This is a genomic window from Streptomyces sp. NBC_01142 (assembly GCF_026341125.1).
Lineage (GTDB): Bacteria > Actinomycetota > Actinomycetes > Streptomycetales > Streptomycetaceae > Streptomyces.
Window position 1 is genome coordinate 550,814 of sequence record NZ_JAPEOR010000003.1, and the last position, 20,717, is coordinate 571,530.

General features: G+C 70.5%; 14 protein-coding genes. 9 read left to right on the forward strand and 5 right to left on the reverse strand.

What is annotated here, in order from left to right; genetic code table 11:
- Positions 1-20: 20 nt before the first annotated feature.
- A complete protein-coding gene (locus OG883_RS36605) occupies positions 21-1,292 on the reverse strand; it encodes an ABC transporter substrate-binding protein (protein WP_266550906.1) in 1,272 nt (423 codons plus the stop codon).
- A 167-nt stretch (positions 1,293-1,459) separates the two neighbouring features.
- Between OG883_RS36605 and OG883_RS36610 the strand changes: the two genes are divergently transcribed.
- The 3 genes from OG883_RS36610 to OG883_RS36620 are packed head-to-tail and all read left to right on the forward strand — an operon-like array spanning position 1,460 to position 5,087.
- Positions 1,460-1,966 carry a PadR family transcriptional regulator gene (locus OG883_RS36610; protein ID WP_266550908.1) on the forward strand — a complete coding sequence of 169 codons (507 nt, stop codon included), beginning with the start codon at positions 1,460-1,462 and terminating at the stop codon, positions 1,964-1,966.
- Complete coding sequence (locus OG883_RS36615; protein WP_266550910.1) at positions 1,963-2,766, forward strand: ABC transporter ATP-binding protein; 804 nt, start codon at positions 1,963-1,965, stop codon at positions 2,764-2,766. Before OG883_RS36610 ends, OG883_RS36615 begins: the two co-directional genes overlap by 4 nt.
- 2 nt (positions 2,767-2,768) lie before the next feature.
- Positions 2,769-5,087 (forward strand): FtsX-like permease family protein, encoded by a 2,319-nt coding sequence (locus OG883_RS36620; protein ID WP_266550911.1) that lies wholly within the window; start codon positions 2,769-2,771, stop codon positions 5,085-5,087.
- Positions 5,088-5,109: 22 nt separating this feature from the next.
- Here the strand turns inward: OG883_RS36620 and OG883_RS36625 are convergent, their stop codons facing one another.
- Positions 5,110-5,760 (reverse strand): response regulator transcription factor, encoded by a 651-nt coding sequence (locus OG883_RS36625; RefSeq protein WP_266550912.1) that lies wholly within the window; start codon positions 5,758-5,760, stop codon positions 5,110-5,112.
- On the reverse strand, positions 5,757-6,875 hold the full coding sequence (locus OG883_RS36630) for a sensor histidine kinase (protein ID WP_266550914.1): 1,119 nt from the start codon (positions 6,873-6,875) through the stop codon (positions 5,757-5,759). Before OG883_RS36630 ends, OG883_RS36625 begins: the two co-directional genes overlap by 4 nt.
- Positions 6,876-7,077: 202 nt before the next feature.
- Here OG883_RS36630 and OG883_RS36635 point away from each other — a divergent pair, with 202 nt between their 5' ends.
- Positions 7,078-7,653 (forward strand): RICIN domain-containing protein, encoded by a 576-nt coding sequence (locus OG883_RS36635; RefSeq protein ID WP_266550916.1) that lies wholly within the window; start codon positions 7,078-7,080, stop codon positions 7,651-7,653.
- Between the two features lie 169 nt (positions 7,654-7,822).
- Here OG883_RS36635 and OG883_RS36640 read toward each other — a convergent pair whose 3' ends face one another.
- Positions 7,823-9,448 (reverse strand): alkaline phosphatase, encoded by a 1,626-nt coding sequence (locus tag OG883_RS36640; protein ID WP_266550918.1) that lies wholly within the window; start codon positions 9,446-9,448, stop codon positions 7,823-7,825.
- Positions 9,449-9,830: 382 nt separating this feature from the next.
- On the opposite strand from OG883_RS36640, the gene OG883_RS36645 reads away from it, so the two are divergent.
- Genes OG883_RS36645 through OG883_RS36665 form a run of 5 tightly spaced genes read left to right on the forward strand, consistent with a single transcriptional unit; the run spans position 9,831 to position 19,831 of the window.
- Positions 9,831-12,719, forward strand: coding sequence for an alpha-L-rhamnosidase (locus tag OG883_RS36645; protein WP_266550920.1), 2,889 nt, complete (start codon positions 9,831-9,833; stop codon positions 12,717-12,719).
- Positions 12,716-14,020, forward strand: coding sequence for an extracellular solute-binding protein (locus OG883_RS36650; RefSeq protein ID WP_266550922.1), 1,305 nt, complete (start codon positions 12,716-12,718; stop codon positions 14,018-14,020). The genes OG883_RS36645 and OG883_RS36650 overlap by 4 nt, the downstream gene beginning before the upstream one ends.
- The gene (locus OG883_RS36655) at positions 14,017-14,925 is read left to right on the forward strand and encodes a carbohydrate ABC transporter permease (RefSeq protein WP_266550924.1); all 909 of its coding nucleotides are present in this window, start codon (positions 14,017-14,019) and stop codon (positions 14,923-14,925) included. Before OG883_RS36650 ends, OG883_RS36655 begins: the two co-directional genes overlap by 4 nt.
- Positions 14,922-15,755, forward strand: a complete 834-nt coding sequence (locus tag OG883_RS36660) for a carbohydrate ABC transporter permease (RefSeq protein ID WP_266550926.1) — start codon at positions 14,922-14,924, stop codon at positions 15,753-15,755. The genes OG883_RS36655 and OG883_RS36660 overlap by 4 nt, the downstream gene beginning before the upstream one ends.
- The gene (locus tag OG883_RS36665; protein WP_266550928.1) at positions 15,752-19,831 is read left to right on the forward strand and encodes a glycosyl hydrolase; all 4,080 of its coding nucleotides are present in this window, start codon (positions 15,752-15,754) and stop codon (positions 19,829-19,831) included. The genes OG883_RS36660 and OG883_RS36665 overlap by 4 nt, the downstream gene beginning before the upstream one ends.
- Here OG883_RS36665 and OG883_RS36670 read toward each other — a convergent pair.
- The gene (locus tag OG883_RS36670; protein WP_266550930.1) at positions 19,810-20,595 is read right to left on the reverse strand and encodes a DeoR/GlpR family DNA-binding transcription regulator; all 786 of its coding nucleotides are present in this window, start codon (positions 20,593-20,595) and stop codon (positions 19,810-19,812) included. The two genes, OG883_RS36665 and OG883_RS36670, sit on opposite strands and share 22 nt — an antisense overlap.
- Positions 20,596-20,717 lie beyond the last annotated feature (122 nt).

Consider the following 20,717-nt stretch of genomic DNA (forward strand, 5'->3'; position numbering starts at 1 on the left):
CTCAGAGAGGGTGTACGGATTCAGCCCTTGCGGGAGATCGACTCCAGCTCACGGGACAGCCGTCCCACGGCCTGCTGCGGCGTCTGGCGCAGCGCCATGACGTCCTGCGCCACGGCCTGCACGGCGAGGCTCACCTGGTCGTACCGGGGGCTCTTGGGGCGTGGCTCGGCGGCCAGCACGCTCTGCCGCAGCGTGGGCAGATACGGGAAGGCGCGGATCAGTGCGGGGTCCTTGTACAGCGCCGCGCGCACCGGCGGCAGCGAGCCCTCGGTGAGCACCTGCCGCTGGACGCGCTCGCTGGTGAGATAGGTGATCAGATCGGCGGCCGACTGCGGGTGCCGGGAGTGGCTGCTGACCGCGAGATTGGAACCGCCCAGCACGCTGGTGCCGGGCCCGGACGGACCGGGCAGCGGCACCGCGCCGAACTTGCCGGCCACCTTCGACCCCGCGGCGCCCGCGACCGAGTACACATAGGGCCAGTTCCGCAGGAAGAGCAGCCGGCCGTCCTGGAACGCCTGCCGGGACTCCTCCTCCTTGTAGGTGAGGGCCTCCTTGGGGATCCAGCCGTCCCGTACTCCGCCCGCCAGGAACTCCAGACCGGAGCGGGCCGCCGCGGAGTCCACCGTCACCCGGGCACCGTCGTCCCGCAGGATCGACCCGCCCGCCGAGTGGACCGCCTCGGTGGCGTTGACCGTGAGCCCTTCGTACGGCAGGAACTGGCCCGCGTACCCGTGCATGCCGTACTTGGGGGCAATCGTCCGGGCCTGCCGGGCCAGCTCGGCCCAGGTGCGCGGCGGCCGCTCGCCCTCCCGTTCCAGGATGTCCTTGCGGTAGTACAGGAGCCCGGCGTTGGTGACGTACGGGACGGCGTACAGACGGCCGTCGAAGGTGGCGGTGTCCACCACCGGCGGCAGGAACCCGGCCAGTGGGAAGCGGTCCCGCCGCAGGGGCGAGATCCAGCCGGCAGCCGCGAACTCCGAGGTCCAGGCCACATCGATGTTCAGTACATCGAAGCGGTCGCTGCCGGAGCGCAGTTCACTGATCATCTGGGCCCGGGTCTCGTCCGCGGACTCGGGCAGTTCGACCAGGGTGACCCGCTCGCCGGGACGGCTGCGGTTCCAGTCGTCGAGCAGCGGGCCGAGATAGTCGGTCAGATCGCCTGCGGTCACCAGCGTCATGGGACCCCGGCCCTCGGGGTCCGGGGCTCCGGGCTGGGTGCCGAAGCCCGCGTAGCCCGCCAGCAGCACGGCGACAACGAGAAGCCCCCTACCCGCGGCATGCATCCACCGCATAGGTTCCTCCCAGTGCACCGACTCCGGCTGCGCCGCCGTCCATCGTGGCCTATGTATACCCGTTAGGCATGGGCGATACTAGATGTCCAGGCGGAGAAGGCGGGTGGCGCAAACCACAGCCCGTATCCGAGTCAACAAGAAACTACGGAGCGGGAGGGAGGGAGCGCGTGCGGCTGCCGCTCCTGGCACTCCTCACCCGTGGCCCGGCGCACGGTTACGAGCTCAAGCAGGACCTTGAGAAGCTCCTGGGCGCCGCGTACCCTCAGCCCAACGTCGGCCAGATCTATGTCACCCTCGGGCGGCTGGAGAAGGCCGGTCTGATCGACGGCGAGGACATCGAGCAGTCGGGCAGACCCAACAAACGAACGTACCGGCTCACCGACGCCGGGCGCGAGGCCGTCCTGGCCTGGTTCGAGGAGACCACGGACGAGCCGCGGGTCCGGGACGAGTTCTTCATGAAGCTCGCACTCGCACCAGAGTCCGGTCTCGCCGACGTGGTCGCTCTGATCAACAAACAGCGGCGGCAGTATCTGAACACCATGCGTGATCTGTCCAAGCTGGCCGCCGCCGAGGACCGGGACAACAGGGTCTCCCAACTGCTGATCGAGGGCGCCATGCTGCATCTGCAGGCCGACCTCGACTGGCTGGAACGCTGTCAGGAGGAGCTGGAATGAGCGACGAAGCCGCTCCTGCCACGCCGGACGCGGCCGGTGCCGCACCTGGTGAGAGGGCCCCTGTGCCGATCGTGCGCGCCGAGGGTCTGACCAAGACCCATCACGGCGAAGGCGCATCGGTGGAAGCCGTACGCGGAGTGGATCTGACCGTCCAGCCCGGAGAGTTCGTCGCGGTCACCGGCCCCTCCGGTGCCGGCAAATCCACCCTGCTGCACCTGATCGGCGGGCTCCAGCGCCCCGACAGCGGCCGGCTCTGGATCGGCGGCCGGCAGGTGGACGGCTATCGCGAGGCACGCTGGGCGGTGCTGCGGCGCCAGAGCATCGGCATCGTGTTCCAGTTCTTCAATCTCGTCTCCGACCTCACCGTCGCCGACAACGTCGAACTGCCCGCGCTGCTCGCGGGCGCCTCCCCCAGGGCAGCCCGGGACAGCCGGGCCGAACTCCTGGCCGAGCTCGGCCTCGAAGGCAGGGAACGGTCCATGCCGGGCGAACTCTCCGGCGGCGAGCAGCAGCGCGTCGCCCTGGCCAGAGCCCTGGTGAACCATCCCGCCCTGCTGCTCGCCGACGAACCGGCCGGCAGCCTCGACAGCAAGGGGACCCGGGAAGTACTCCGGCTGCTGTCCCGCTTCCACCAGCGCGGGCAGACGATTGTGCTGGTCACCCATGACGCCCGGATGGCCAGCGCCGCCGACCGGGTCATCAGCTTCTTCGACGGGCGCATAGCCGACGACGCGGCGCTGGGCGACGGGCGCCGCAGCCCGGGCGCCGGAGTCTCCGGCGTACTCGAACTGAAGGACTGACGGTGCGGGCCACTCTGCGCTGGGCGCACGCCGATCTGCGGGCACACCGCGGCCAGGCGCTCTTCGTCGTCCTGGCCAGCGCCGGGATCATCGGCTCGCTGCTGCTCGCGGTGGCACTGTTCAGCTACGCCGCCAACCCCTGGCAACGGATCTTCACCCAGTCCCAGGGCGCCCACCTCTGGCTCCACACCCGGGTCGCCGCGGACACGGGGGCGCTGTCCGGCCTCGACGGTGTCGCCGGTGTGTCCGGGCCGTACCGCACCGGGCACGCCACCGTCGAGTCCCGGGGTGTCAGGGCGAACGTGGCCCTGCGCGCCGCGGACACCCGCCCGCCGGAGATCGCCCGGCCACTGGTCACCGCCGGCAGCTGGCTCACCGCGCAGACGGACCGCGGCGACGGTGTCGTACTGGAGCGCTCACTGGCTCGCGTGCTGTGGGCGGAGCCGGGCGACACAGTGACCGTCGCCGGACCGGACGGCACCCCCCGCTCCCTCCGGGTGGCCGGGGTCGCCGAAGCCGCCGAACCCCGCTACCGGCCGGGCGGCGGGCCCGGGACCGGCTGGGTGCTGCCCGGCACGCTCGACCGCATCGCACCACAGAGCACCGGACAGAGCATCGGGCTGCGGCTGGACGATCCGGCCGACATCGACTTCACCGTCCAGCAGGCCGTCACCCTGCTCGGCGCCGACCGCGTCTCCCAGGTGACCAAGTGGCAGCAGGCCCGGGCCGAGGCCGGAGGCGACGACCGGCTGCTCGGACAACTGTTTGCGGTATTCGGTCTCGGCGCCCTGCTGGCCGCCGCACTCGCGGCGTCCGGGGCGATCAGCGCCCGTATCCGCGGACAGCTGAGGGACATCTCGATCCTCAAGGCGATCGGGTTCACCCCGGGCCAGGTGATCCGCGGCTTCCTCGTCCAGCATCTCGCCTTCGCGCTCCTCGGGGTCACCCTGGGCACCGCGGCGATAGCGCTGCTCGGTGCCCGGCTGCCCGGCCGGATCGGGGAGGCTGCCGGGGTGTGGCAGGACCTGCCCGGGCACACCGCCCTGATGCTCGGCGTCCCGAGCGGCGCGGTGCTGCTGATCGCGACCGCCACCGGACTCGCCGCCTGGCGAGCCGGCCGGGTCCCGCCGGTTCCCGTCGCCCGGGCGGCGCTTCCCTCGGCGGCACCGATGACCGGCCTCGGCCGCCGGGCGCTCGGACTGCGGGTGCCACCCGCGCTGGTGCTCGGCTGGCGGGCGGCGTTCCCCCGGCGGCCGCGCACCCTGATCACCGTGGCCCGGCTGGCGCTGCCGCTGCTCATGATCACGGCGGCCCTGGTTGCCTCGTCCACGTTGGACGCCTTCCGCAGCCGGCCCGCGGACATGGGCGTGCCCGCGGCGCTGACCGTACGGGCCGAGCAGCCCGGCGGTCCCACCGGTCAGGAGCTGGACCGGGTGCTGACCGCGCCGCCGGACGTCGCGGCCGTCCACCCCGGCGTGGAGGTCGCGGCCCTGGTACCGGGACAGACCGGCACCATCACCCTGCGCGGGCTGGGCACCGCCGACGCCCCCTATCCGTTCACGGTCGTCGAGGGGCGCCCCGCCGACAGCCTCGACGAGGCGGTGGCCGGCCAAGGGCTGCTCGACCTGCTGGACGTACGGGTCGGTGACTGGGTACGGATGACGGTCGAGGGGCGGCCGCAGATCCTGCACATCGTCGGACGCAGTATCGAGCCCGAAGCCGGCGGACGGGTGATCTCCACAACGGTCGACACGCTCGGCGAGCGCGACCCGGCACTGCGGCCGGACTTCCATCATCTCGTCCTGAAGCCCGGCGCGGATCCCCGGGCGGTGAGCGGCGAGCTCGCCGAGGCGGCCGGGGGTGACCTGGAGATCCGCGAGACGGCCAACCCGGCAGACCGGCTGGAACCGGCGCGGGGCGTGATCGCGGCCCTGATCGCCGTGCTGGCCCTGATCGGGTTCATCGAGCTGCTCACTCTGATCAGCACCGGTGTGCGCGACCGCGGCCGTGATCTGCTCGCGCTCAAGGCGATAGGGCTGACGCCTCGTCAGATCAGTGCGGCGATCGTGGCGGCCGCCGGCTTCACGGCCCTCGTCGCCGCCGCACTGGGCACGGGACTGGGGGCGCTGGCCGGCAGCTGGCTGGTGGACACGCAGGGACGCTCCAGCGGTATGGGCGCCGGCATCGCCCATGTCCCCCCTGCGCTGCTGCTCGGCACGGTCGTGGTGGGCGCCGTACTGGGCGCCGTCGCGGCCGCGACCGTACCGGCCGTCCGCACCGCGCGCCGCCGCCTGGCGGATTCCCTGGCCGAGACGCTGTGACGGCTTCGGCCGTACCCAGCGATCATCCTCGGTTCCAGGCCTCGGCCCCGTCCCCGAGACCGTCCTCACGTACGCGGCAGGCAAGGTCGATCTTCGTGTACGCCGGCCGCCCCGCCTGCTGGTACTTGTCCTTGACCCGGTCGAGGTAGTACTTGGCCGTGTTCGGGCTGATTCCGGCGCGCCGTGCCGTCGACTTGAGAGTCAGCCCCGACGCATAGTCGAGCAGGACCTGCAGCTCCTTGGGCGACAGCCGCGGCCGGGTGGGGCTCTTGTCGTGCGCCCAGGCGAACGCCAACTCGGGGGAGTGCACCGTCCCTCCGGCGGCCACCTCCTCCATCGCGCTCACCAGGGTCTTCAAATCGTGGTCCTTGGTGAGATAGCCGTCGGCCCCGGCCGCCATGGCGGCGACGATCCGCGAGCGGTCCGCCACGGTGCTGATCATCAGCACTCGGCTGCCCGCCGCGCGTAGTCGTCGAATGTTGTCAGCCGGTACCGAGGCGTCCCGCAGCACCAGATCCAGCAGGACCACATCCACCACGCCGTCCGCACCGGCCAGCAGTTCGTCCACGGTGGCCACCGCGCTCACCAGCCGCACCTGGGGCACGTCCGCCAGCCAGGACCGCAGCCCGTCGAGCAGCATCCGGTCGTCGTCGACCACGGCGGCGGTGATCATCCGGGCCAGCGCAGTTCGATGCTGGCCCCTTCTCCGGGAACGCTGTCCACGCGGGCCACGCCCCCGATCGTGCGCATCCGTGCGTGCACCGACTGGCGAAGCCCGAGGCCGCCGCTGACCTTGCCCGGGTCGAAACCGACTCCGCGGTCGACGACGGTGATGACGAGGTGGCCGTCGTCACCGGTGGCGGTCAGATAGGCGTGTCCGGTGCCGGCGTGCCGCAGGACGTTGTTCAGGGCCTCGGTGACGGCATCGGCCAGGGCAGTCGCCACGTCCGGCGGCACCGTGGGCAGGTCGTGGTACTGGGCGGTCACCTGAAGGTCCAGACTCTCGGCGGAGCGTACGGAGTCCTCCAGCGCCCGGCCGACCTCCGGATTGGACTCCGTGTCGGCGGTCTGCTGGATCAGCCGCCGCAGGTAGGCGGCTTCCCGGGCACAACGGCTGCGGACTTTGGGGGTGTTGGCGTCGATGCCGCCGCCCGCGATGGTGGTCAGCGTGGCCAGCACGGTGTCATGCAGGGCACGGTGGTGGGCGATCCGCTCGGCATACCTGGCCCGTTCTGCCTCGGCGGTCATCGCCTGCTCGGTGGCGGCGTCGAGCAGGCTGCCCTGCCGGCGCAGATACCACCAGAAGACCCATGTCATGATCGCGGACGAGACCACCGCGTTGAGATGCCCGCCGGTCACCGCCATACCCGCGCCCGTCATCCGGTACCCCACCGCATGGGTCACCGCCAGCAGCAGGACCGCACCGACGGTCGCCGGCCGGCCGAAAGTGACGGCGGCAACCCCGCTCGCCGACCCGCCGAGCAGCATCACCCAGGCGATCGACGCCGGTTGCTGTGCTCCGCTCCACAGATACGCGACAAAGGGCAGCGCGCATCCGGTGACCAGCACATCGGCCCAGACGAACCGCGGACTGAACCAGCCCCGGGAGCGGGCCGTTGCGTACACCAGCACGCTCAGCGCCACGGCTGCGACCAGCACCATCCAGGAGACCGGGCGGTGCCGTTGGTGCTGTACGACGGCGAGGAGACCGACCATCAGATGGCTCATCCGGTACAGCATCGTCGCCAGGATCATGAAGGCCTGAGCCCGCTGAAGTCCGGAGCCCATCCTCACCACACGCCTCCTCCGCGTACACGCAACCCCCCCGAACTGGTGGTACAGCGGTGCAGTGGTTCTCGCTAGCTTCCTACACGTCAGGCCGCCGCAGTACGGGTGACGCGGCGAGCACGGTCAGCGGGCGAGCAGCCACAAACAATCAGATCACCGTGCCGTGGCGCGGCGCCCGCCATTCGAGAAAGAGGGAGACAAGGTGGCTCGATTCCTGCACCGCGGCGCCGCAGCAGTCCTGATGTCGCTGCTCGCTCTGCTGCTGCCCACGCCGGCCAGTGCAGCCACTGCGGCCGATCCGCCCATCGTGTACACGGTGTCGCCGTACAACGCGGCCATCTACGAACTCCGGGCGTCGTACTCGTGGCAGTGCCTCGACGTCCGGGGCGAATCCCAGAGCCCGGGCGCGGTCATCCAGAGATTCGACTGCAAGGGCAGGTTGCACCAGCGCTTCTACTTCATGCCGTCCAACACGCCCGGCATGTTCCACATCGGGGTCTACGGCAAGTACTGCATCGGTGCCGCCAACGCCTCGACGGCCGAGAACACCCCTGTCGTGCTGGGCTACTGCCAGGGCCCGGGGCAGTACTTCCGCTGGGTGGACCGCGGCAACAACCACTGGGAGATCGTCGAAGCCGCCAGTGGTAAGTGTCTGCACGACACCGGACGCCGTTCGGCTGTCCAACTGCGCACCTGCGGCAACATCCAGGAGCCGTACCCGTCGCTGTGGACGCCGCGCTACGACCGTCAGTACAACTACGGCAGCGTCTGGGGCTGACCCGGGCCCACGGGAAGCGGGGAACGGGGGACAAGCGGGGGCACGGGGGGCACGGGGGACAAGCGGGGGACACGGGGGGCACGGGGGAGAACAGGGTAGGGCGGGGGCGGGTGTCCTGGTGGCAGGGGAAGTCTGCCGGGACACCCGCCCCCACGCGGCATGTCCGGGGTCAGGCGGGTTCCAGTCCGGGGTGACCCGCCTCGGTCACGAAGGAGATGCGGGTCGTGACGGGGGCGCCGGGGGTGGTGACGTACGGAAGCACCCGGAAGTCGGCGCGGCAGGTCTCCGGGGTGAGTGAGCAACGCACGTATCCACGCTGGTAGTTGGTGAACTTGATGTGTGCGTTCGCCGCGAGGAGCCTGGCCCCGGAGGGGTCCAGGTCCATGCCGTCCTTCCCGGTGGAGATGGAGGTGCCGACGAACTCGACGCCGATCGTGGGCGAGTCGGGATCGTCGAAGTTCTGCTTGAGGTCGGCGGCGAGGTGGCGGTGCATGTCGCCGGTCAGTACGACGGGGTTGCTCACGTCGCGAGCGGCAATCTCCTCGAACAGCCGTTGCCGCGCATGCGCGTAGCCGTCCCAGAAGTCCATGACGAAGGACTGTCCCGGTCCGGGGTCGGTGTCGACCTGGTTCACGGGAATCTGCTGGGGGATCAGGTTCCATGTCGCGTCGGAACGCCCGAGGCCGTTGTACAGCCACCGTTCCTGCTCCGGGCCGAGGATGCTGCGGCCGGGTAACAGCCGTTCTTCGCAGCCGCTCTTGATGCCGTCGCCGCACGGCTGGTCGTCACGGAACCGACGGGTGTCAAGGATGTGGAACGTGGCCATCCGGCCGTAGCGCAGACTGCGGTACATGCGGGTGTCGAAGCCCTTCGGCTTGTTCGACAGGCGCAGCGGGAGATGTTCGTAGTGGGCCTGGAACGCCGCGGCGGCGCGTTCCCGGAAGACCGCCGGGTCCTGGTCGGGTTCGCTGTCCACCTTGGAGATGTCGCGCGCCCAGTTGTCCTCGACCTCGTGGTCGTCCCATACGACGGCCCAGGGGTGGGCCTGGTGGGCGGCGATGAGGTCGGGGTCCCAGCGGTGCAGGGCGTGCCGGTTCCGGTACTGGGCGAGGTTCATCGGCTCGGGTCGCAGCTCGGCGGCCACGGGGACCTTGCGCACGCCGCCCATCGCGTCGATGGGGTTCTCGTAGATGTAGTCGCCCAGGTGCAGGACGAGATCGACATCCTCCTCGGAGAGATGCCGGTGCGCGGTGTAGAAACCTTCGAACCAGGCCTGGCAGGACGCGAAGGCGAAGTTCAGGGCCCTGGGGCGGCTGTGCGGCGAGGGCGCGGTGCGCGTACGGCCGACGGGGCTGATCACGCCGCCGGCGCGGAAGCGGTAGAAGTACTGCCGGCCGGGGCGCAGTCCCGACACCTCCACATGGACCGAGTGGGCGAGTCCGGCCACCGCGTGGGTCCACCCGCGGCGCACGACGTGGCGGAAGCGTTCGTCGCCGGCGACCTCCCAGAGGACCGTGACCGGGTGGGGCGGCATACCGCCGCTGCCGTCGGGGGCAAGGGGCTGTGGTGCGAGGCGGGTCCACAGCACGAAGCCGTCCGGCCACGGATCGCCGGACGCGACTCCCAGGGTGAAGGGGTCCTCGTGGAAGCGCTCGTCGGCTCCGGCCCTGCCCGCCGACAGGCCGCCCGCGGCGAGTGCCAGCGCGACCGTCCCGCCGAGCATGGCCCGCCGCCCCAGCTGTCCGTCCCGCCCGTCCCGTCTGTCTCGTCCGTCTGTGCCGATCCCACTGTTCATTCGCATGGATGCTGGTCCGTTCGTCGTGCGGGATCCCGTCTCGCACGAGGTGGGATCGACGCGTGATTTCACGTCCGTCCTTGTGGTAATCACACGGTGAATATCACAGAGGAATCACGCGCCACAAGGGCGCCTGTCGTCGAGGCGCCACGCGTACCGCTGGTGCACGTGAGGGCAGTTCGGCCATCCGGCAGGGCGGAGCGAGGTGGTGAATTGACGTCTCTGTAACCCTCTTGACACTCCCTGTAGGGGGCTCATAGTCTCCACGTCACAGATTTAACGTTAGATTTCACACTCGACGAAGGGTCGTCTTCACGCCGACTGAGTGGCGGCGAACAGCCGATGGAACGCGCCGTTCCCGGTGCGAAGGAAGGACGTGCTCATGTCCGGCGCGCCGACCCTGCGGCCCTACGCCCTGCGATGTGACCACCGCACCACCCCGCTGGGGATCGACGAGCCCGCGCCGCTGCTCTCGTGGCGCCTGGCCTCCGACCGTCGCGGCGACGATCCCGTCGCCTATCGGGCGCGCGTCGCCGAACGACCCGAGGACCTGGACGAGGACAGCCAACCCCTCTGGGACTCCGGCCGGGTGGAGGATCCCGGCGCGATCGGCGTCGTCTACGCCGGACCTGCGCTCAAGCCCCGTACGCGCTACCACTGGCGGGTCGCCGTGTGGCCGCGCGACCGGGTGGATCCGGCCGAGGCCTCGTCCTGGTTCGAGACCGCGCTGTGCGAGACCGCGCCGGCCGACACCGGCACGAGGACGGCCACGGCAACAGCAACTCGAGGGTGGACTGCCTCGTGGATCACCCACGACCCGCGCCCCATCGACGTCGTGGACGCGCCCATCGAGGGCGAGTTCGCCCTCGACGACCACGGGCTCGCCCCCTGTCCCACCCTGCGCCGCGCCTTCACCGGCTCGCCCGGCGCACACGCCCGCCTCTATGTCAGCGCGCGCGGTCTGTACGAGGTCCGTCTCAACGGCGTACGGGTCGGGGACGCGGAACTCACGCCGGGCTGGACCGACTACACCCACCGCGTGCAGTACCAGACGTACGACGTGACCGAGCTGGTCCGCGACGGCGAGAACGTCCTCGCGGCGACCGTCGCCGACGGGTGGTGGAGCGGATTCGTCGGCTTCGAACCCCGCAGGGCCGGCGCCCACTACGGCTCGTTCCCCCAGCTCCTGGCCGAACTTCACCTCACCGGTGCAGACGGCCGCACCACCACGATCGTCACCGACGGCACATGGCGCACCCACACCGGGGCGATCCGCCACGCGGACCTGCTCATGGGTGAATGCCACGACCTGCGGCGCGCGCACAACGGCTGGGATCTGCCCGGCTTCGACGACACCGACTGGTCGCCGGCCCTGATCACGGACGCCGACCATCGGCTGCTCGTGGCATCCGTCGACGAGCCCGTGCGGGCGACGGCCGAACTGCGACCGCGCTCGGTCACCCGCGTCTCCCACGACGTCCATATCGTCGACTTCGGCCAGAACCTCGCCGGCCGAATACGGCTCCGCGTCGACAGACTCGCCCCCGGCGCACGTGTGGTCGTCCGCCACGCCGAAGTGCTGGACGCCAAGCAGCGCCTGTACACGGCCAATCTGCGGACCGCGGCCGCGACCGACGTGCTGATCGGTGACGGGAGCGAACACATCGTGTTCGAGCCGCGCTTCACCTACCACGGGTTCCGATACGCGGAGATCCGCGGAGTCCCGCAGGTGTACGAATCCGATGTCGTCGCCGTGGCCCTGCACAGCGACACCCCGTGGGCCGGTGAGTTCGACTGCTCGGACCCCGGCGTCCGACGGCTCCACGACTGTGTCGGGTGGGGACAGCGCTCCAACTTCGTCAGCGTGCCCACCGACTGCCCGCAGCGCGACGAGCGGCTGGGGTGGCTCGCCGACGCCCAGGTCTTCCTGCCCACGGCCGCGCTCAATGCCGATGTCGCGGCGTTCTTCACCAAGTGGCTGCGCGATGTCGACGACGCCCGCACCCCCGACGGCGGCTTCGGCAACATCGCCCCACGCCTGGTGGGTGTCGACGGTGAAGGGGCTCCCGGCTGGGGCGACGCGGGCGTGATCATCCCCTGGCACCTGTACCGCACCTACGACGACCCACGCTTCCTCGCCCGCGCGCTGGACGGCATGTGCGCCTGGGTCGACCTGATCCGCCGCCATAATCCCGACCTGATCTGGCGCCGTCGCGTGGGACCGCACTTCGCCGACTGGCTCGCGCCCGGCACCCCGACGCCGCGCGACGTCATCGCCACCGCCTACTTCGCGCACAGCGCCGACCTTACCGGCAAGGCCGCAGATGTCCTGGGACACGGCGACGTCGCGCGCGCCCACCACCGGCTGGCCGCCGACATCCGCAGCGCGTTCGCCCAACGATTCGTCAGCGTCCTCGACGGCGCCGCCCCGTACGACCCCACCACAGGCACCGCCCCGTACGACTTCACCGCCGACACCGCCTCGTACGGCAGCGGCGTCAACGAGCCCACCGTGCGCATCGCGGGCGACACCCAGACCGGCTATCTCCTCGCCCTCGCCTTCGACCTGCTGCCCGCGGGCCGCGCCGACGCCGCCGCACGCCGTCTCGCCCAACTGATCGAGAAGGCCGGTCCCGCTCTCCAGACCGGTTTCCTGGGTGTCGCACTCGCCGCGCCCGTCCTGGACGCGTACGGGCGTGCCGACCTCGCGCACGCTCTGCTGCACCGCACCGAAGTGCCGTCGTGGCTGTTTCCGCTGCGCCACGGCGCCACCACCATCTGGGAACGCTGGGACGGCTGGACCCCCGAGGCGGGGTTCCGCGCACCGTCGATGAACTCGTTCAACCACTACGCGCTCGGCTCGATCGGCGAATGGCTCTACCGCGGTGTCGCCGGCCTCGACCAGCACGCGGACTCCACCGGATACCGGCACCTGAGTGTGCGTCCCCGCCCCGGCGACCTCACCCACGCGAGCGCCCGCCATGAATCGGTCCGCGGCACCGTGTCGGTGCGCTGGCAACGTCACGGCGACAGCATCGACCTGCGCGTGCGAGTGCCACCCGGCGCCACCGCCGACGTGTCGGTGCCCACCACGGACCCGCGCTCGATCCGTGAATCGGGTGCAGCGCCGACGGGCGGCGACCACATCACGCTGCTCGCGACCGCCCCCGACCACGTCGTCTACCGCGTGGCCTCGGGGAACTACCGCTTCACCGCGGCCTTTTCCCCAGCACCGTCGTTCGCCGGCCCCCACGAGGAGGACACACCATGACCACGGGTTCCCGCAGCCTGCCCGGCCGGGGCACGGTCGGCCGCCGAGGGTTCTTCCGCGTCGCCGGTGGGGCCGTGGCCCTCGCCGCGCTTCCTCCGGTTCTCACGGCATGCTCGGAGTCGAGCCGCTCCGGCAAGGTGCGCATCGTCGGCGTCGCCGACCAGCAGAAGCCCATCGAGGAACTCCTGGCGGCGTACCGCAAGAGCCACCCCGACGACGACTTCACCACCTCCTTCGCGCCCACCGACCAGGTGCAGACCGTCGTCCGCACCCAACTCGCCGGCGGCAACGCCCCCGACCTGCATGTGCTGTATCCCGGCAGCGGCAGCGCGATGTCGATGGTCGAGCTCGCCAGGGCCGGGCTCCTCTCCGACCTCGGCGCGCAGGCATGGACCCGGGACATACCGGCGAACTTCGACGCCGCGTACCGCAGCGAGGGCAAGACGTATCTGTACTCGGCGGGCAGCAGCGCCATCGGTGCCATCTACAACAAGAAGGCCTTCGCCAAGGCCGGAGCACAGCCGCCCAGGACATGGGGCGAACTCCTCGACGTCTGCGCCAAACTGAAGGCCAAGGGCATCGTGCCGATCGCCCTCGGCGCGCAGACCCCCTGGGTCACCCAAATGATCACGTACGCGCTGGTCCCCAACGCCGTCTACGCCAAGAACCCCGACTTCGACGAAGAGATGGCCGCCGGGCGCGCCACGTTCCGCGACTCGGGCTGGGCCGACGCCATGGGTAAATACCAGGAGCTGCAGCGCCGGGGCTTCTTCAACGACAACCCCAACGGCACCACCTACGAACAGCAGACCTCGCTGGTCGCCGGCGGAAAGGCTGCCATGGCCGTCCAGGTCTCCGCTGTTCTCTCCGCTTTCCGTCAGGCCACCCGGACCCCCGACGACCTGGGCATGTTCCCCTTCCCCGGCGGCGACGACGCCGCGAAACTGTGGATTCCGGCAGGTATCGTCGTCGGTCTCGGCGTCGCCGCCAAGGCCAGGAACAAGGCCAAAGCCATGGCCTTCGTCGAGTTCCTGGGCAAGCAGGAGAACCTCAACCGCTGGGCGGCGGCCGTCTCGGCCATCCCGTTCAAACGCGACGCGTCCTCCACCATCGACCCCGTACTGACCGACTTCCTGCCCATCATCGACGACAACCGTGCCGTCCCCTTCATGGACCAGAGCTGGCCCAACGCCGAGGTGCAGCCCGCCCACTTCGCGGCCGTACAGAACCTGCTCGCGGGCAAGACGGACGTGAAGGGCGCACTGGGACAGATGGACAAGGCCTACGGGAAGAAGTCGTGACGTCGCAGCACCTCACCGGCTCACGACGCCGTCGCGATCCCACCGTCCCGCCGTGGATCTTCGTCGTTCCCGCACTCGCCGTGTACGCCCTCGTCGTCCTCTATCCGAGCCTTGCGGGGGTGATGTACGCCTTCACCGACTGGTCCGGCATCGGCGGTTTCGCCTTCGTGGGCCTGGACAACTTCCGCACCCTGCTCGACGACGACCGCGCCCTGGAATCCGTCAGCAACACGCTCCTGCTCACCATCGCCGTGGTCGTCGTCCAGAACGGCATCGGACTGCTGCTCGCGCTCGGCGTCCATGCCACCATCAGATCCCGGTCGCTGCTGACCGTGATCTTCTTCGCGCCCGCTGTCGTCAGCCCGGTCATGGTCGCGATCCTGTGGAAGTACGTCTACAACCCCGACAACGGCGCCGGCCTCAATGGCGTCCTCGGCGCTGTCGGCCTCGGCAGTCTGCGCCAGGACTGGCTCGGCGACCCCTCGCTCGCCGTGTGGTCCGTTGCCGCGATGGTCATATGGCAGTACGCCGGCTACTCGATGGTCGTCTTCCTCGCCGGCCTCCAGGGCGTACCCGACGAACTCCACGAGGCCGCCAGAATCGACGGCGCCGGACCGTGGCAGCGCTTCCGCTACGTCACCTGGCCGCTCCTGGCCCCGGCACTGACCATCAACCTCATGCTGTCGACCATCGGCGGCCTCAAACTCTTCGACCAGGTGTACGCCGCCACCAACGGCGGCCCCGGTACCTCCAGCGAGACGCTGTCGACGGTGCTGTACAAGGAAGCCTTCGTGTTCGGCAAATTCGGCTACAGCACCGCGGTCGCCCTCGTCCTCGCGTTGTTCGTCGCCGCCGTCTCCCTGGTCCAACTCCGCTATCTGCGCGCCCGGGAGGTGACCGCGTGAGCACCGGGCGGAAGGCGAGGCTCGGGAGCTACGGCCTCGAACTGGTCATGATCGCCGCTGCGGTCATGTTTCTGTTCCCCGTGTACGCCCTGGTCACCCTGGCGATGAAGGACCCGCAACAGATCGCCGACTCGCCGCTGTCACCACCCTCCCCGCCCACTCTGGGCAACTTCGGCGACGCCTGGACCTCCGCCTCCCTGGGGCCCGCACTGCTCAACAGCACGGTCATCACCGTCGTCAGCCTGCTGCTGCTCATCGTCCTCGGCTCCACCGGCGCCTACTACCTCGCGCGCCGGGCCCGCGGACTCGGTTACGGGCTGTACATCCTGTTCCTGCTGGGCATCGTGCTGCCGTTCCAGCTCGGGATGATCCCGCTGTACAAACTGGTCGACGACCTCGGCTGGCTCGGCACCTACCACGGCATGGTCTTCTTCTACACGGGCATCCAACTGCCGTTCACCGTGTTCCTCTACACCGGATTCATCCGCGCGCTGCCGCCGGACTACGCGCAGGCCGCGCTCATCGACGGCTGCAACCACCGCCAGGCGTTCACCCGGATCGTCTTCCCCCTGCTGCGGCCGATCACCGGCACCGTGATCATCCTGAACGCGGTCTTCATCTGGAACGACTTCTTCACCCCGCTGCTGTACCTGGGCGGATCGGAGAAGGAGACCGTCCCGGTGGGCGTGTTCTCGTTCGTGGGCCAGTACGTCTCCGACTACGGCCTGGTCTTCGCCGGCCTGGTCCTGGCGGCCCTGCCCATCCTCGTGGTCTTCCTGCTGCTCCAGCGTTACGTGATCAAGGGCTTCGCCGGCGGTCTCAAGGGATGAGCGTGGACCCGTGTCCGCTCCCCGCGAGCATCGCGGCGATCCTGGCAGAACCGCCGCACGCGTTCTCGCCCACCGCCATCTGGTGGTGGAGCGGGGAACGACTCGGCCGCGCACGCCTGCGGGCCCAGCTCGAACGCTTCGTGGACGGCGGGGTGTACAACCTCGTCCTTCTCAACCTGGCTCCGTCAGGGCCGCTGTTCGGGTCCGACGCCGACGACCCCGCGTTTCTCAGCGACACTTGGTGGGCCCTGCTCCATGGTGTCTGCGACGATGCGCGCGAGCTCGGCGTGAGCCTCTGGTTCTACGACCAGCTCGGATTCTCCGGAGCCGACCTCCAGGCACGCCTCGTCGACCAACAGCCCGCCCACGCCGGCCGTCGGCTCGAACGCGTACGCACGGTCGTGGACAGCCGGGGAGAGCTGCGCTGCCCCGAGCAGGGGCAACCCCTCGCGGCCCACGCCGAACCGGTCGACCGGGACGACCGGCCCGTCGGACCCGCGGTTCCGCTCGTCGCGGACGACCCGGTGGTCCGGACGCCGGGCCCGGGACGGTGGCGTCTGACGCTCCATCATCATGTGCCCCTCGGGTTCGACTATCTCGGCGCGGACGCGTGCGAGGCTCTGCTGGACCGGGTGCACGGGGAGTTCGAGCGGCGGCTCGGCGACCGGCTCGGGTCTGTCGTCGTCGGGTCGTTCCAGGACGAGTTGCCGGCCCTGCCCACCTGGTCGAACCGGTTCGCCGAAGCCTTTCTGCGGCGGCGCGGCTACGACCTCACCGGCTGTCTCGGCGCCCTGTACGACGACAGCACGCACCCGGACACCCACCGGATTCGGCGCGACTACCACCTGACGCGCGCCGAACTCGCCGAGGAGGCGTTCTTCCGGCCCCTCGCCGCCTGGCACGACCGGCACGGGCTGATCGTCGGCTGCGACCAGCAGGACCCCGCCCGCGCCGGACACCCCGTCGCGGGCGTCGAGTTGTACGCCGACTACGCCCGTACGCACCGCTGGTTCTCCGCACCCGGATCCGACCACCACGGCGACGCCCGTATCCACTCCTCGCTCGCCCATCTGTACGGCCGGCCCCGCACCTGGATCGAGGCCTTCCACTCGACCGGCTGGGGCGGCACGCTGGAGGAGACGTTCGACTGGCTGCTGCCGTGGCTTCGCGCCGGCGCGACCCTCTACAACCCGCATGCCGTCTACTACACGACCAAGGGCGGCTGGTGGGAATGGGCACCACCCGCAACCGACTGGCGTCAGCCGTACTGGCGGCACCATCGCGTCTTCGCCGACGCCGTGACCCGGCTGTGCGCGATCCTGAGTCTCGGCCGCCATCTGTGCGACATCGCGATACTGCTGCCCACCACCACGGTGCAGTCCGGCGCCGCGCTCGACGGTGTCACGGCAGCGGCGGCGAGAGCTCAGGCGACGTACCTCGAACTCGTCGGGGACATGGCCTGGTTCCGTACCCGCCCCGGCGTCGTGGACCGGCTCGGTCTCGACGCCGACGTGATCGACGACGCCTCCCTGTCCCGCGCCCACGTCCGCGGCGCCGACGCCGGCGGCGATGTGCGTCTGTGTGTCGCGGACGAGGGCTACGCGACGATCGTGCTGCCCGCGTGCACGGTCCTCGAGCAGGACACCGCGCGCAGTCTCGTCGCGTTCGCGTCGGCCGGCGGACACGTGATCGCGCTCGGTGTCCTCCCCGAACTCGTGGTCGGCCCGGACGGGGCCGCCACTCTGGACGAGCTTCGCGCGTGTTTCGGCGACGGCCGAGCGCTGTTCGTACCGGCCACGGACGCTTCGGCCGAGGCTCTGTCCGAGGCCTTGTCCGACGCCCTGTCCGAGCCGCACCCGGCCGTGCGGGCGTCGGTCCCCGCGCTCGCACGCCGCGTGGACGACGCCACGGTGGTATTCCTGACCGCGGCCTCCCCCCGCGCCACCCGAGCGTCCGTCGCCGCCCCCGACGAGCGCGGCGCCGCACTGGGCTGGCTCGACGTCCGCTACGACTTCGACCCCGACCGCTACGCGCGCACGGCACGCGTGCGGGTACGCGACGTCGCGGGCCCGGCCGTGCTCCTCGACCCCTTCGGCGGCGAACCGCGCACCGTGGCGGTCAGGCCCGCGAAGGACGACTCCCGGGCCGTGGAAGTCGACGTGCCCTTCGACACCGGACCCGCCGCGGTGCTGGTCTTTCCCGGGGGAAGGGGGGAGGCGCCGATCGAGGCAGCCGCGGAGCCGGCCGTCGCCGTGGTCGTGATTCCCGCGGACGCGGAGTGGGACATGACACTGGTGCCGACCCTCGATGATACCTGGGGCGACTTCGCCCGCCCCGCGACCGGCCCGCCCGCCGGTCCCCACGCTCCGGTGGAAACCGAGTGCCGTACGTTCCGGCACCGGGTGGAGGAACCGGGGGAGGACGGCGTACGCGACGGATGGGCCGAGCCGGGCCGTGCCGCCGAGCCGTCCGGGGCAACGGTCCACGCGACGTTCGGCCCCCGTGCGATCGTCCTCGGCGCAGGCGCAGGCGACGACATCCGGTCGACGCTCGAATGGTCCGAAACCCGGGGTGTCCACAAGGATCCCGTCCACCGGGCCGTGCTGGGCCCCAAGGGCCATGTGCCGGAAGAGTTCCTGCACATCGGGCCCACGGGTGCCGGCGAGGTCGCGCGCGTACGCGTCGAACTGCTGCTGGACGAGGCCTTCGAGGGCCACCTCGCGGTCGGGGCCGCGGCGGCGAAGACGGCCCGCATCGGAGGCGTACCCGTCGCCCTGGACGACGGCGGGCACCTCGCCATGGGTCCCGTACGCGCGGAGGCCGGCCGTCACCTCCTGGAACTTGATCTGATAGTCCATCAAAAAGTCGATCTGCGCGCGCACTTGGCGCTGGTCCGGCGGCCGGAGCGCTACCGGCGTCCGGAATGGATCCTCCCGGCCGGCCGGGACGGGACCGTGGGTACGACTCTGACGCTGGCCGAGCTCCCCGCTCGGGCCGTCGTCCAGATCGCCGCGCGCGGATCGTGCGTCCTGCGCGTCAACGGGCGGGTGGTCGGCAGGCAGGGCGGATTCGATCCGTACGTCGCGCACGCGGTGCCCCGCGTGCGACGACACGACGTGACGGCCGCCCTCCGTACCGGGGAGAACGACATCACGGTGGAGACGGTCCCCGGCGACGATCCCGCCGTGCTGGTGGATGCGATCCTCTACGACGGCAAGGGCGGCCACGTCGCGACCGTGCACAGCGATGCCCTGTGGTGGACCGAACGCGCCGGCGGGCGGGCGCCGGTCGTGGTGCGTCGCGAGCAGGCGGGGGACCCGGCTGCCCTGTATCTGCGCCGCAGGCCGCATCCCCTGCCCGGCGCCGCCTGGCTCGACCCCGACGCCGACGACGGCACGGTGGTACCGGTCGGGTTCGCGGTCCCGGGAGGCCGGGCCGCCGTGGAGTGGCTCTGGTGCGAACTACCGCCAGGTACAAGGCAGTTGACGCTGGATGTGCACGGCGACACGACCGTGTTCGTCGACGGCCATGAGCGCCCCGCGACGACCGGCACCGTCTGCGGCGGCGTACGCACCCTGACCGTGGACGTGTCGGCCGACGGCCCGTGCGGGACACGAACCGCCGCCCTGCGGATGCAGACCCGTCCGGGCCACCAGGGCGGAGCCGCCCTGGCCGGCCCGCTGCGCTGCGTGGTCGGCCCGGGCCGGATACGGGTCGGGAGCTGGGAGAAACGCGGCCTTGCCGAGTACAGCGGCGGCGTGCGGTACAGCCGCGTGGTGACGCTGCCCGCAGATGTCGCCACGGGACGGCTGTCCCTCGACCTCGGACGGGTCCGTGGCACCGCGGAGGTGCGGGTCGGTGGCCTCGCCGCCGGTGTGCGTGTCTGCTCCCCGTATGTGTTCGACGTGACGGGACTGGCCGTGCCCGGGGCGAACACCGTCGAGATCACTGTGTTCGGGACGCTCGCGCCGCATCTGGACGCCTCGAGTCCGACCCACTTCGTCTTCCCGGGGCAGCGCGTCACCGGCCTGATGGGCCCTGTCCGGCTGTGGGCTCAGGTCGGGGCGACCTCATAGCCGACGCCGCTCTCGTCGAGGGACCGCAGGACGTCCGGTGGTGTGCGGTCGTCGACCAGCACCAGGTCGAACGTGCTGAGCGGAGCGAGCCGGTACAGCGCGGTACGGCCGAGTTTGGAGTGGTCGACCATGAGCACATTACGGCGGGCGGCCTTGAGCATCGCGCGCTTGACGGCGACGATGCGCTGTTCCTGGTGGAAGGCGAAGCCGCCGCTCACCGACGATGTGGAGACGAAGCACAGGTCGACCCGCAGGGCCTCGACGGCTTCCACGCACGGCACTCCGAGGAACGAGCCGTGCAACGGGTCGTATTCGCCGCCCAGGGCCATCAGATGGAGTCCGCGTTCGTCCGCGAGCAGGTTCAGGGCCTCGAGGAAATTGGTGATGACGGTCAGCGGTTCGATGCCCGGGAGGAGACGGGCCAGCTCAAACGCGGTGGTCGAGTCGTCGATCATCACGGACATGCCCGGTTCGATCATCGTCACTGCCTTGGCGGCGAGGGCCTCCTTCTCCCTCCGCATGGACTTCTTGCGGTAGGCGACATTGCTCTCGAACACCCCGGAGGGCTGCGCGGTGACACCTCCGCGGAACTTGCGCAGGACGCCCTCGCGTTCGAGTTCGTCGATGTCGCGGTAGATCGTCATCGGACTCACACCGAATCGCTCGGCCAGGTCCGCCGCCGACGCCGATCCCTCGCTCAGCACGTGATCGGAAATCTCCCGGCGGCGCTGGAGGGGGCCCCGCTGGTCCTTGTCCTGTGACATTCCTCGGTCCTGTTCCGATCCGTCGTCCGCGGACAGGTGAGGACGCACCTGCTCCTCCGCCCGAGACCTCTCGCCATTCACATTCGAGGATGAGGATATAACATCGATTGTTGATGCAGAAT